This is a genomic window from Alteromonas sp. 1_MG-2023 (assembly GCF_030547075.1).
Classification (GTDB): Bacteria; Pseudomonadota; Gammaproteobacteria; order Enterobacterales; family Alteromonadaceae; genus Alteromonas.
Genome location: NZ_JAUOQH010000001.1, coordinates 413798 through 426623 on the forward strand (window position 1 = coordinate 413798; position 12826 = coordinate 426623).

Annotated in this window: 11 protein-coding genes; 4 read left to right on the plus strand and 7 right to left on the minus strand. The window is 43.8% G+C overall.

The window, feature by feature from the left end; all coding sequences use genetic code 11:
* The first annotated feature begins 129 nt into the window (after positions 1-129).
* The 4 genes from Q4561_RS01715 (at position 130) to Q4561_RS01730 (ending at position 5250) form a co-directional block, all read left to right on the plus strand.
* On the plus strand, positions 130-987 hold the full coding sequence (locus Q4561_RS01715; RefSeq protein ID WP_303457060.1) for a hypothetical protein: 858 nt from the start codon (positions 130-132) through the stop codon (positions 985-987).
* Between the two features lie 135 nt (positions 988-1122).
* Positions 1123-1446, plus strand: a complete 324-nt coding sequence (locus Q4561_RS01720) for a hypothetical protein (RefSeq protein ID WP_303457062.1) — start codon at positions 1123-1125, stop codon at positions 1444-1446.
* A gap of 133 nt (positions 1447-1579) precedes the next feature.
* Positions 1580-2908: an MFS transporter gene (locus Q4561_RS01725; RefSeq protein WP_303457065.1), complete on the plus strand. Its 1329-nt coding sequence runs from the start codon at positions 1580-1582 to the stop codon at positions 2906-2908.
* Between the two features lie 134 nt (positions 2909-3042).
* On the plus strand, positions 3043-5250 hold the full coding sequence (locus Q4561_RS01730; RefSeq protein WP_303457068.1) for a response regulator: 2208 nt from the start codon (positions 3043-3045) through the stop codon (positions 5248-5250).
* A 135-nt stretch (positions 5251-5385) separates the two neighbouring features.
* Here Q4561_RS01730 and Q4561_RS01735 read toward each other — a convergent pair whose 3' ends face one another.
* The 7 genes from Q4561_RS01735 to rppH form a co-directional block, all read right to left on the minus strand.
* Positions 5386-6345, minus strand: coding sequence for a diguanylate cyclase (locus Q4561_RS01735; RefSeq protein WP_303457070.1), 960 nt, complete (start codon positions 6343-6345; stop codon positions 5386-5388).
* Entirely contained in the window at positions 6342-7370 is a 1029-nt protein-coding gene (locus Q4561_RS01740) for a response regulator (protein ID WP_303457072.1), read from the minus strand. Before Q4561_RS01740 ends, Q4561_RS01735 begins: the two co-directional genes overlap by 4 nt.
* 9 nt (positions 7371-7379) lie before the next feature.
* On the minus strand, positions 7380-8213 hold the full coding sequence (locus Q4561_RS01745) for a thymidylate synthase (protein WP_303457074.1): 834 nt from the start codon (positions 8211-8213) through the stop codon (positions 7380-7382).
* 12 nt (positions 8214-8225) lie between these two features.
* A complete protein-coding gene (gene lgt, locus Q4561_RS01750; RefSeq protein ID WP_303457076.1) occupies positions 8226-9029 on the minus strand; it encodes a prolipoprotein diacylglyceryl transferase in 804 nt (267 codons plus the stop codon).
* 4 nt (positions 9030-9033) lie between these two features.
* Positions 9034-9840 (minus strand): sulfite exporter TauE/SafE family protein, encoded by an 807-nt coding sequence (locus tag Q4561_RS01755; protein WP_303457078.1) that lies wholly within the window; start codon positions 9838-9840, stop codon positions 9034-9036.
* Positions 9841-9899: 59 nt separating this feature from the next.
* Positions 9900-12191: a phosphoenolpyruvate--protein phosphotransferase gene (ptsP, locus tag Q4561_RS01760; protein WP_303457175.1), complete on the minus strand. Its 2292-nt coding sequence runs from the start codon at positions 12189-12191 to the stop codon at positions 9900-9902.
* 77 nt (positions 12192-12268) lie between these two features.
* Positions 12269-12811: an RNA pyrophosphohydrolase gene (gene rppH / locus Q4561_RS01765; RefSeq protein ID WP_303457081.1), complete on the minus strand. Its 543-nt coding sequence runs from the start codon at positions 12809-12811 to the stop codon at positions 12269-12271.
* Positions 12812-12826: the final 15 nt, after the last annotated feature.

Here is a 12826-nt window from a genome sequence, read left to right on the forward strand (position 1 = left end):
TCAATTAAGTGCATTTAATTAAGTAAGTTTAGTTAGGTGCGTTTAGTTAGCGAAAATATTCAGAGTTCTCACTGAAGTTTTTAAAGGCTTAGCCGATAATATTACCGTTGAACAGTTTATCGGTATGCCATGTTACGCTTATTTATTAGCACGCTCGTGGTGGGTTGCAGTTTTAGCTTTTTATTTTCCATGGGGCCTTTTGCGTCTTGTGCGCAAGCCCAAAGCTTGTACGAAGATATTACCCACGCTTTTTTACCAGAAGACATTACTTATGTGATGGCTGGGGAAATCCGTGTGCCTATTTTTGAGAGTTCATCTGCATTGCCGGTTTCTCGCGGTGTGGCCATTATTTTAGCCGATGCCTCTCCTTCAGGGCTTTCTATTAGGGATGCTCGTCACCTCGCCAGCCTACTCAATGAAAAAGGATGGCATGCGGTAGTTAGCCCAGTTTCATTTGCGCTTGAAGAAGAGCCTGACCTTCCCGTAGAAGAAGCCACTCACCCAAAAGCCGACAGCCGACTTCAACAGCTAAATTATGTAACGGCTAGTCAGCATCTCACAACACTGATGAATGCACTTAATACCCATCTTGAAAGCCATCAAGGCTTCAGAATGAATATCGCCTATGGCATGCAGGCAGCACAAATGCTCGATTTAGGCTCAAAAGGGATTATCCCATCTCCTGATACCTTGGTTACCATTGCGCCTTTTTGGCCCAATGTTGATATAAACCGCAGCGTGCCTGAATTTATTGCTGGCACAGAATTCCCTGTTTTAGATTTATCAATTAACGATACCAATCCATGGGCAACCCAAACAGAAGTGAAACGAAAACAACTTGCCGCCACTTCCCTCAAGCTCCATTACCGACAACAGTCTCTCGCCACGCAAAATTCAACCTTTGGTCTAATGGAAAATGAAAATAGCGCGAATATTCAATTAATTGGTGCAAATATCCTTGGATGGGCGCAATATTTAGGCTGGTAATTGCAACCTAAACCATTTAGTCTAATTTGCAGCTTAAAACAGTGCCTTATCTCAAGTGGGCTTTTTCTCTCGAGGTATCACTGAATATTCTGACTATAATTCATTTTAATCTTATTTAACGGCGGCTGTGTGTCTATGACTGTTCAATCATTCGTAAACAAAAAAGCCAAGCAGCTGTGTTTTTATCTGAGGTCCTTTTGGCAAGGAGAGCTACCCGTCGAGGAGATTGAGCTATTCTTCTGGGATAGCATGGAAGAGTGGGGGCAGATAGAATACACATTTACCCAACCTTATACGTATAAGGAGCGGGTGTTTTGGCATTTGCTTCATCAAGTCCATTTTTGGCAAGAAGATAAATTGCGTTCAGATCAATATCTCGTCGATGAGTTGATGAATTGCGTATTATATTTGGAAGGTAAGGGGCATTGCCCTATCGATTGTGTCGGTATTCGACCGTAATCTCTATTCTTTAGCTGCTAACTCTTATTTGTTAAATAAGTAATAATTCCATTCTTTGTCGCTCGTTTTCATTGAAACTCTAGCGTGATCATGGCTCAATACATAACGATCACGCTTTGGCCATGGAACGCATTTGTTAGACTCTCTTAAAACTTATCACGATCGACGTTACCTCAGTATTTTTCTTTTTGGCATTACCAGTGGCTTTCCATGGATCTTAATTGGTTCAGTACTCTCAGCCTGGCTAAAGGATGAAGGCCTCTCCCGCTCTGCCATTGGTTTGTTTGGCGCTATATTTGCGGTGTACTCATTTAATTTCCTCTGGTCTCCGTTAATTGACCGAGTAAAACCTCGCTTTCTTGGCCAACGGCGAGGTTGGATTTTCATTATGCAAGGCGGCATTACTTTGTGTTGTGGATTAATGACGCAGCTATCCGCTCAAAGCCACTTATTTTACCTAGCATTGGTCGGCTTACTCATTGCTATATTTTCATCTACCCAAGATATCGCTATTGATGGTTATCGCATTGATGTTATAGAAGCGAATGATAATGATGGCTTATCGGCAGCCTCGTCTGTGGCTACCGCAGGCTGGTGGACAGGATACGGTGGACTTGGTGCCATTCCGTTTTTTATTGCCGATAACAGCAGTTGGTATTGGCCTGATATTTACGGCTTGCTGGCCCTCTTCATGCTAGTACTCATGATTACGACACTGTTTGCTAAAGAACCAGACATAGATCGTGATTTATTGCGTAGTCAAGTGATGGGGAATTCTATACAAGGCAATACAGACGAAGGTTCTGCTAAAATAGCCTTTTGGTTTAAACAAACCATACAGGCCCCTTTTTCAGAGTTTTTCTCCCGTAATGGGGTGAAGCTCGCTTTATCGTTTTTGCTGTTTATCTTTCTGTTTAAAATTGGGGAAGCTTTCTTAGGCAGGATGAGTATCGTTTTTTACAAAGAAATCGGTTTTACGAATAGCGATATTGGCACCTACTCAAAGCTGCTTAACTGGTGGGTGACTATTATATTTGCGCTAATTGGTGGTCTGGTCAACATTCGCTATGGCATTTATAAAGGTTTGATGACAGCGGGCATCGCTATGGCGGCCTCAAACCTCATGTTTTCACTTATTGCCACTACCGGGCCTGATGTAAAACTTCTTGCCGCTGCGGTCATCATCGATGGATTTACTGCAGCCTGGAGTACAGTTGCCATGGTGGCGTTTATATCTTTACTGTGTAATCGCGCCTTTAGTGCCACGCAATATGCCTTAATGGCATCGTTAAGCGTGGCTGGTAGAACGTTAGTAGCCTCTAGTAGTGGCTTTGTAGTTGATTATCTAGATGGGAATTGGAGCCAGTTTTTTATCGTTACCGCCCTTATGGTTATACCTAGCCTACTCTTTTTACATAATATTCGAGACAAAATAACAGACTTAGAAAAATCAAAAACATAGGTGCAAATAATATTGCAATAACTGGTTTCCCATCTACAGTTAAACTATTCCGCATACGACTATAATTATGAGGATGTAAGCGCGTTAAAGTATTAATCGGTTGCCTAGCTTAGGTGTTGTAGCAGGGAGTGGCTATGAGTGGAAATCATCGAGTGGCTAAAAGTGGAAATAAAGTACCCTTGAATAATGTAAAACATTGGAATTTATATTTAGCCACGGGCGTCTCTGTAGTCATACTGTGCTTTTTTTCCTACCTTTATTACTGTTTGCATTCACATTACAAATTATCCCAGTCATTAAATGCGAGTAACTCTCTTCATCATGTGCTCATTGAAATAGATCAGCATATTGATACGCTTTCCGAGCCTGCGCCGATGGCAAAAATTGCCGCATCGCAAAAACAATTACTCCCGCTAACCGTAGAAGCTGATTACTATTTTCAACAGGTATTTCAAATTGACGATAGTCATTTTGATGGCATTAGTACCCAGCCATTAAGTGTAGAAACTTTTACTACGGAGCGACAGCGAAGCTATTCCCTTTCCCTTCCAGAGCAAATAAAAGTCACTTTATCCTTACTAGCAACCATCGTTGATTTGCCTCCCAACGACGTGGTTGATTACTTAGCCAGCCCGCTTAGTATCACTTCGCTTATTGAAGATTTAAGGCATGAAGAGCAAAACACACTAAACTACCTAAGTGCTAGTGCACAAAATGTAAAGATCAGCCTTATTATTATGGCTGCATTATTAACCCTTTTACTGGCCGGGCTATGGCTATTTACGTTTTCAAAACAAGAAAAGCACCAAATCCGCCCTATTGATAGTAAGAAAGGCGCCTCATCTAAAGCACTGCAACACCAAGAAATAATAGAAGCGGAAAAGAAAGACTTTCTCAACTTAATGAGCCACGAATTTAGAGGTCCAATAAGCGCTATCATTACCGCCCTTGAGCTCATTCCTAACATGAAGCAGCAGCAAGGTAAGTTGTTACAGCAGGCAGAGCAATCCTGTTACCGGCTACTTCACTTATCGAATAATTTGCTTGATATTTTATCGATAGACAACGAACAAGATAAGCATATTGGGCGAGTTGATTTAATTAGTCTGCTAGACGAATGTATTGCCCCTTATTCCGTGCAGGTAAGAGGTAAAAAAGTTGAATTCACGATGCATTGCAGCCATAGCGTACCTCAATTTATTGAAGGCGACGCAACCAATTTATCAAAAGTCATCCGCAACTTGTTAGACAACGCTGTTAAGTTTACCCCTAATGGCTTCATTGATGTTGGGATAACCACCTTAGTAAAAAACAAGAAGGTGTTTTTAATCATTAAGGTTAAAGACTCTGGCTTAGGCATTGCTGATGCCATAAAGCCCAGAATATTTGAACGCTTTTTTCGCGGGGAACAACCCCTCAATCATAGATACCCGGGTGCAGGGATTGGCCTAGCCGTAGCGCAAAAAAGTATTGAGCAATTAGAAGGTAGTTTAACCTTTACGAGTCAAGCTGGTTCTGGCAGCGAATTTACTGCCAATATTCCCATTATGCCTTTACAAGTTGATGAAGCGCCAAAAGCGAGCACAAGCACTGCTCGATTTGCCATTGTTGACGATTTAGAAATTTCACGACTTCATATACAGAACATTATTACCAATGAAGGCTTTGAAGCGCGATGCTTTGCCTCAGGCTCAGACTTACTGAGTTTGCATGATGAATTACTTCAATATACCGCCATTTTCGCCGACCTTTATATGCCTGGCATTGATGGTTTAGAACTTACCCGAACGTTACACGCTATTTACGGTAAGCGAACGCCACCTATTGTGGTGCTATCAGCTACCCCTGACATTGCTAATGTTATAGCAAACAGTCAGTTAGAGATTTGGCAGTCATTCGTTAAACCCGTCGATAAAAACCGCATAATAGATAGCCTTCATCACTTAGCCCAACCTAATAAATCTACCTTTCAGGCACCCACTTATGCCAAAATATTGGTGGTTGAAGATGAGCCAATTAATGCAGAAATGCTTGAAAATATGCTGATTTGTATGGGCTACTCACCGAAGACGGTCAATAACGGGGATGATGCCATTATTCAAGCTAGAGAAGAGTCTTTCGACGCTATCTTGCTAGATATCAACTTGCCCGACATAAGCGGCTTAGAAGTAGCAAAGATAATTAAAGAGAAAAAACCGCATATCCCTATTATCGCTGTTACTGCTAACGCGCATAAAGATGACAGGAAAGCATCAGAGCTTGCGGGTATTCGCTATCACTTGGTAAAACCGGTGACATTCCAAGAGTTGAAAAACACCCTAGGACTAACGCTGTTGAAGTAATAGCACAATAACGTATCAGCTTTGGCAATGTATCAGCTTTGGCCATACTGCAAAAACAAGGCTACGCAAGCTAGGTCATTGGAGCCTAGCCTTGAAAGCTATAGCTCGAAAGCTATACCGCTAAAACTATACTAATTAAGCCTCGGTAAGTGGGTTAATACAGTACTTATTGCGGCCCGTTTCTTTAGCTTCGTAAAGAGCCTGATCTGCTTTTTCAAGCCATGCCATTGAGCTTTTGCTGTTAGCGTCTAACTGTGCAAGGCCCAAGCTTACAGTAAACATTATTTCTTGCCCTTCATGTTCAACCACTAAACGCTCTGCCAACCGACGAATACGCTCAGCAACAATAGCAGCCTTTTCAACCGAGGAATCGGTAAGAATTACCGCAAACTCTTCGCCACCATAACGGCCGGCTAAATCCGTTTCGCGTACACAGCGTTTAATTAACGCTGAAAGCATTTGAATTACCTTATCGCCAGCTTGATGCCCATAGGTATCATTCACTTTTTTAAAGTGGTCAATATCTAACATCATGGCAGTACTGGCTTTGTCTTGACGCTTGGCTAACTTGTACGAATACTCAAAGCGCTCTTGCCAATAGCGACGATTAAATAGGCCTGTTAGGCCGTCAATACGACTGGCGGTTTTCAACTCGTCGTTAAGCCTGTCCATACCTATTTTACTGAGCGCTTGGTCGGTTACATCGTAAACCAACATGCAAAACTGATCGACGCTGCCAGTTTCAGACACTAAAGGAAACATAGTCACGTTCTGGTACATAAAGCTGGCTTCACATGTGATGGGTCTGTTACTGCCAAATTTAAATAAATACTGACGCTGCTCCCAAATAATAAAAACTGGGCTTTTTAGGTTAAATATAGGGTTAGATTTGAGCCTTAACCATTTTTCATCTATTTCTGGAAAGTGTTCAAATAGGGAGGTGCCAATAATACTTTTAGGCACAATGGATGAATGGTTCTCCATGAACTTATTCCACCCTTCAACCTTGAAGTTTTTGTCTAATACCACGATACCTGCTTCTATAGAATCGAGCAGTACCGCAGACAAATCACCGTTTTGGTTTAGTGAGATCATGATGATGGATCCTTTGCTACATCCACTAACCGACTATAAATATTGTTCATCGCTTCATCAGGGAATAACAATAATAAATCGAAAGCAATATCTCTGGCTTTAATGGCGTAGCCAATTTCGATGGCCATTACCGTGCCCCACTTCTTCACGTTGTCGTTAAGTAGCGCAGCAAGCCCTTGATGACGTCCTAACAGTGCAGGTAGTGTGTGACTGAACGACACATTTAATTGCTCTGACAAGCCATTTAGACAGGCGCCAATAAGAATATTAGAGACATCCATTAAGGCTTCAAGTTCTAAACTTCCCGTAGATTGGTGGGCGTCGTACTTCAGCAACTCAACTATATTTTGGGAATTAGTGTCGTTAAAGATAACCAGCGCTTCGCCGCGAATACCGGCACTCACAAAACCTTTTGAAACCGCAGATACACAATCGTTTCGATTTATCTCGGCAATCGCCATCGACAATTCGTTGCTTTCAAGCAAGTTAACGTTAGGAATAGGCAGGTCAACAAACTCGCCCATAAGCTGCGCTAAGCTCTCGCCCGCCCGTCCCATGGCAATATTCACCATTTCACGATAAGCGTCTAGCTTGTCGTCTAACGATGACGTTTCAGTGTCTTTTGAATCAGCTTCTCGTTGCTGAGCGCTTGTTACGCCACTGTAGATGCCATATGAGGTTAAAATGTTGGATAGTTTTTCGTTATCGATGGGCTTACGAATAAAATCAATGGCACCCAAGCCCAGCATTCGCTCTCGCGCTTGAGCTTGTACGTCGCCTGAAACCACAATCACTAGGCAAGGTAAGTCTTCCTGGCGAATGGCTTCCATGGTTTCGTAACCGTCCATGACCGGCATGTTTAAATCGAGAAAGACCACATCGCCCTTTCCAGCACGAATAATCTCTAACGCCTCTTGTCCATGGCCTGCAAATGAGATTTCCACATCCCAACCATCCGGAATACTGCGCGCCATCTGGCGTCTTGCAAAGCCGGAATCGTCACATATAAGAATAGGTGTAGACACAAAACCTCCTTATATAGCGACTGGGGCTTTAATATGAGGGTGAGACTGGTAGCCTTTTAGCGTGAAGTCTTCGAAGGAAAAGTCAAAAATATCTTTAACGTTTTGGTTTAATTCCATAACCGGTGGCGCAAAAGGCTCTCGACTTAATTGAAGCTCTACTTGCTCTAAGTGATTGCTATACAAATGCGCATCACCTAAGGTCAAAATGAAGTCCCCGGGTTCTAAATCGCACACCTGAGCAATCATCATGGTAAGCAAGGCATAACTGGCAATATTAAAAGGAATACCAAGGAATATATCGCCGCTACGCTGATATAACTGACAGCTGAGCTTGCCGTTAAGTACGTAAAACTGGAACATGGTATGGCAAGGCGGTAATGCCTGTTTACCCATTTCTGCATTTTCTTTTGGAGAATATTGGGTGTCGGGCAGAACTGATGGATTCCACGCACTCACGATGAGTCTGCGAGAATCAGGATTTGTTTTTATTTGTTCGATAACATCTGTTATTTGATCGATAGTGGTACCATCGCCGTTATCCCAACTGCGCCATTGTTTGCCATATACAGGGCCAAGTTCACCTTCATCGGAGGCCCATTCATCCCAAATGCGCACGCCGTTTTCTTTTAAATAGGCGATATTGCTCTCGCCTTTTAAAAACCACAACAACTCGTGAACAATCGACTTAAGGTGACATTTTTTGGTAGTCACCAAGGGAAAACCTTGCTGCAAATCGAATCGCATTTGATAGCCAAACACGCTTAGCGTACCGGTTCCGGTACGGTCTTCCTTTTTGACACCTGTATCACGTACATGGCGCATTAATCCGAGATATTCTTTCATCTTTCTTCTTATTTATTGTTTAATTCGTTGTTGCTGGCTAGCGTAAGCTCGCACTATTAATCCTATGCCTAATGCAATCATAGGTAAACATAATAGCTGCCCTTGGCTTAATCCCATTTGGTATAAACCAATGTGGGCATCAGGCTCTCTGAAGAACTCCACAATAAAGCGGAAGCTGCCATAACCAAGTAAAAAGACACCACTTATCGCACCAACCGGACGAGGTTTTGCCGAATACAGCCATAAAATAACAAACAATAATACGCCTTCCAAGGCAAATTCATATAACTGGGATGGATGACGAGGCACATTGCCAGCACTAGGGAAAATGATAGCCCAAGGCACATCAGTGGTGCGGCCCCATAATTCAGCATTTAAGAAGTTTCCGATGCGTCCTGCGCCTAAACCAATAGGCACTAAAGGTGCAACAAAATCGCCCAGACGTAAGAAAGTCGTTTTCATGCGTTTGGCTTGCCACATTAACGCCACTAGCACACCAATAAGCCCACCGTGGAATGACATGCCACCGGCCCATATCTTGAACAGGTAGAGGGGGTTATCTAGGAACATCCCAAATTGATAGAAGAACACATAACCAATGCGCCCACCTAAAATCACCCCAACAAAACTCCAGAATAATAAGTCGCTGAGTTGATCGCGTGACCATTCAGTACGAGATAACCGCTTTTGCGCTAGCAAATACGCGGCAATAAAACCAACGAGGTACATCATGCCGTACCAACGGACACTTAATGGCCCGAGGCTAAAAATAATAGGGTCTATACTGGGAAAAACCAAATAACTGCTTTCGGCCATACGCTTAATTAATTCCTACAAACATTTTGATACTTACCAACACCAGCAAACACGCCAGCATGGCTTTTAAAACTCGAGTATTTACCCGCTGTCCTAGCTTAGCGCCTATACCTGCGGTAAATATTGATGTGGTGACAATACCTGCCGTGGCTGGCAAATATACGTAACCTAAACTCCACTGAGGCATACCTGCTTGTTGCCAACCTGCAGCCACAAAACTGGCGGTGCCAAAAACTGCAATTAACAATCCGCTAAACGCAGCGCAGCCAATTGCTAATCTTATATTAATTCTGAACCACACTAAGGCGGGCACTAATAAAGCGCCACCACCAATACCCATCAGCGCACTAATTAAACCAGTGCCACTTCCTACACAACTTAGCACCCATGGAGAGGCTTCACTGCCTGATGTTTTTTGCTTACCGAATATCATTTGTGCGGCAATAATTATCACCAGTACCGCAAAGATATCTTTTAGCAATGCACCTGAGATATGACTGGCAATTTGCGCGCCTAAAATAGCACCCACAGCAATGCCCAACCCCGTATAAAATACCGTTGGTTTGTGAATATTTCCTAACCGATAATGTGCAAAAGCTGACGACATGCCAGTAAATATGATGGTAGAAAGCGATGTAGCAATGGCCACCGGCATTACTGTTTCCACTGTCATGCCAGCAAAGTGGATCAGCAGGTAAGAGAGTACAGGAACGATGATAAGACCACCACCTATACCTAACATGCCGGCTAATAAACCGACGACCACGCCAAGCACCAGGCAGCTCACAAAAATGATGGTTAACGGTTCCATTAAAAATCCTTTAACACACAGCAGAAACCAACACCTAACGTGCTAGCGCCATGTCTACTTTAAGCACCCGCCCGTATTAACCCACCTAAGCCCTTAGTTTCCAAATATTCGTTGAGATGGCCGAATACTTGTTCATGACTATGTGACGTTAATGCAAGAGAAAGGAGCTGTTTACTTTCCGTCAGTGACACCTTGCGGATAAGCCAGTTAATCTTTCGAATATTAAACGCATTCATGCTTAAACGTCGATATCCCATGCCCATCAGTAAAATGGCACCTGCAGGTTCACCCGCAATCTCGCCACAAATGGTAACAGGCACCTGATTTTCATTTGATTGCTTCACAATATCGTACAGTGCTGCCAATACCGCGGGATGATAACTGTTGTATAAACCAGCCACCCGGGTGTTATTTCTATCTACCGCTAACAAGTATTGGGTTAAATCGTTACTTCCCACCGAAAAGAAATCGACTTGTTTTGCTAGCTGCGGCAGTTGATACAACACTGACGGCACTTCTAACATAATACCTAACTTAGGCCGCTGCAGTTCATTGCCCGACCCAGAAACCTCGTCACATATCTCAAAATAGGCTTGATTGACTAAGCGTTTGGCCTCTTGCACTTCTGACACCGTAGATATCATCGGCAACATAATACGGAGGTTTTTAAGCCCAATGCTGGCTCTAAGCATGGCCCGCACTTGTACCAAGAAAATCTCTGGATGATCGAGCGTTAAACGAATTCCACGCCACCCTAAGAAGGGATTCTCTTCATTGATGGGGAAATACGGTAGCGGTTTGTCTCCGCCCACATCAAGGGTTCGCATAGTAATGGGTAAATCTGGCGCAGACTCTAAAATTTGGCGATAAAGCTCTACTTGTTCTTGCTCTGAAGGAAAACGTTCGCGAAGCATGAAAGGAATTTCAGTACGGTACAGTCCAATTCCAGCACCAATATGGCCCGCATTGAGCTCGGCTTCAGCAGACAAGCCCGCATTGATGTAAAGCGACATGCGGCAACCATCTACGCTTTCACAAGGCTGTCCGGCTTCGGCGTCTATCCGTTCGGTTATCGCCGACTCTTCTTCAATCAGCTGAATAAACTCGGTTTTTATATTCCGCTCGGGAGATACAATAACCTCCCCTGCATAGCCATCGAGTAAAAGCTCTTTGCCTTCTAGCAATGCAGGCGACACGTTCTGACATCCCATTACCGCAGGCACACCCATCGCTCTTGCTAGAATAGCCGCATGGGAGTTATTCGACCCGCGAATAGAAATAATGCCTTTGAGTTTGTCTCGAGGGAATTCTGCCAGCATGGTTGCCGACACTTCATCGGCCACTAAAATGCTGTCTTCGCTAGCCAGCTTTTCGACCAGCTTTTGCCCTTGTCCTTCGGTTAAAATATTAACCAGAATACGATCTGAAAGGTCGACTATATCAATGGCACGCTCTTGCATGTAAGGGTCGTCCATCGCGCGAAAACGTGCGGCGTAATTTTCGACCACCATTTTAAGCGAAGAAGCCGCATCCCATCCTTGCCTAATTTTCTCTTCGACTTCGCGGCCCAAGCTGTTTGCATCTAGCAAGTGATGGTAAAGCTGAAATATAGATTTTACGTCGTCAGGAATATCATCATCTAAGCTTTGCGATAAGCCATCCACGTGTTGTCGAGTGACTTCAACACCTTTGCGGTACACCTGAATTTCGTCGTTTGGATTCGTCGAGCGTTTCACTACCCAGTTTTTCAGGTTTAGTGATTTATCTGGGGAAAAGCCTTTGCCTATCGCTAAGCCAGGGGAGCCGGCTATACCAGATACATTTTTTTGCAGCGCAATACTATTAACGTTTGTAGCATTGTTGAGTGCGCCGCGCATGTCGGCATTGGTGATTTCAAGGGCAAGTTGTGCTGCTAGGGTAACTAAGAAGGCTTCTTCGTCTTCGCTAAAGCGGCGCATTTCACTTTGTTGTAAGGTAATGACCCCAAGCACTTTTCGCTGGTGAATAATCGGCGTACCTAGAAATGCGTTGTAGTTTTCTTCTTGAACTTCTGGATATTCTTTAAAGCGAGGGTGATGTTGGGCATTAACGATATTGAGCGGTTCTTCCCGCTGGCCTACCAAGCCTATTAAGCCTTCAGAAAAGCCAATATGAACTTGCTCAACGGCATCACGGTGAAGGCCGTCAGTGGCCTTTAGAATAAAGGTTTGTTTGTCGTAGTCAGCAAGGTAAATGGAGCACGAGTCAACATCTAGCGTTTGTTTAACGCGAGATGCTAGGCGAAACAAGGCAGTATCAAGGGCAGGAATTTGATTCATTTCCTGCACGATACGTTTCAGCGTTGTTAACATTGCGCCTTTATGACCCTGAGTGTCCAATCGATGCTCCCTATACCTTACGCCTTTACTTTTGCGTCCTTAGCGTACGCCTAGCCCCTTCTGCGTTTTTTACCACGCTTGTGCGATGACGTATTGTGACGCTGTGGTGGTCGCTGTTGAGCAGCCATAACTATAGGGGAAAACTCCTTCATTACCCTACGATAGACGTCTCGCTTGAACGACACGACATTTCTAATTGGATACCAATAGCTCACCCATCGCCAATCATCAAACTCTGGGTGCCCTGTTTTCAACACGTTAACGTCCCGCTCGTCACAGTCTAGCTGTAGCAGGAACCACTTTTGTTTCTGGCCTATACAGACCGGATTGCTTCCCTGACGAATTAATCGCTTAGGTAACTTATATCTAAGCCAGTTGCGGGTAACACTTAGAATGGTGACATCTTTCGGTGTCAGTCCCACTTCCTCGTGCAGCTCGCGGTACATAGCTTGTTCGGCAGATTCCCCTTCATCAATTCCGCCTTGAGGGAACTGCCATGAATGTTGACCATAACGCCTTGCCCAAAATATTTGACCCATTTTGTTGCAAATCACTATGCCCACATTCGCACGGAATCCATCGGCATCTATCACATAGACTCCCGGGCA

What these genes read in the sequence shown, in the direction of transcription:
- Q4561_RS01715 (WP_303457060.1), top strand. Translation starts at nt 130, where the DNA reads ATGTTACGCTTATTTATTAGCACGCTCGTGGTGGGTTGCAGTTTTAGC.
- Q4561_RS01720 (WP_303457062.1), top strand. Translation starts at nt 1,123, where the DNA reads ATGACTGTTCAATCATTCGTAAACAAAAAAGCCAAGCAGCTGTGTTTT.
- Q4561_RS01730 (WP_303457068.1), top strand. Translation starts at nt 3,043, where the DNA reads ATGAGTGGAAATCATCGAGTGGCTAAAAGTGGAAATAAAGTACCCTTG.
- Q4561_RS01735 (WP_303457070.1), bottom strand. Translation starts at nt 6,345, where the DNA reads ATGATCTCACTAAACCAAAACGGTGATTTGTCTGCGGTACTGCTCGAT.
- Q4561_RS01745 (WP_303457074.1), bottom strand. Translation starts at nt 8,213, where the DNA reads ATGAAAGAATATCTCGGATTAATGCGCCATGTACGTGATACAGGTGTC.
- lgt (WP_303457076.1), bottom strand. Translation starts at nt 9,029, where the DNA reads ATGGCCGAAAGCAGTTATTTGGTTTTTCCCAGTATAGACCCTATTATT.
- Q4561_RS01755 (WP_303457078.1), bottom strand. Translation starts at nt 9,840, where the DNA reads ATGGAACCGTTAACCATCATTTTTGTGAGCTGCCTGGTGCTTGGCGTG.
- ptsP (WP_303457175.1), bottom strand. Translation starts at nt 12,191, where the DNA reads ATGTTAACAACGCTGAAACGTATCGTGCAGGAAATGAATCAAATTCCT.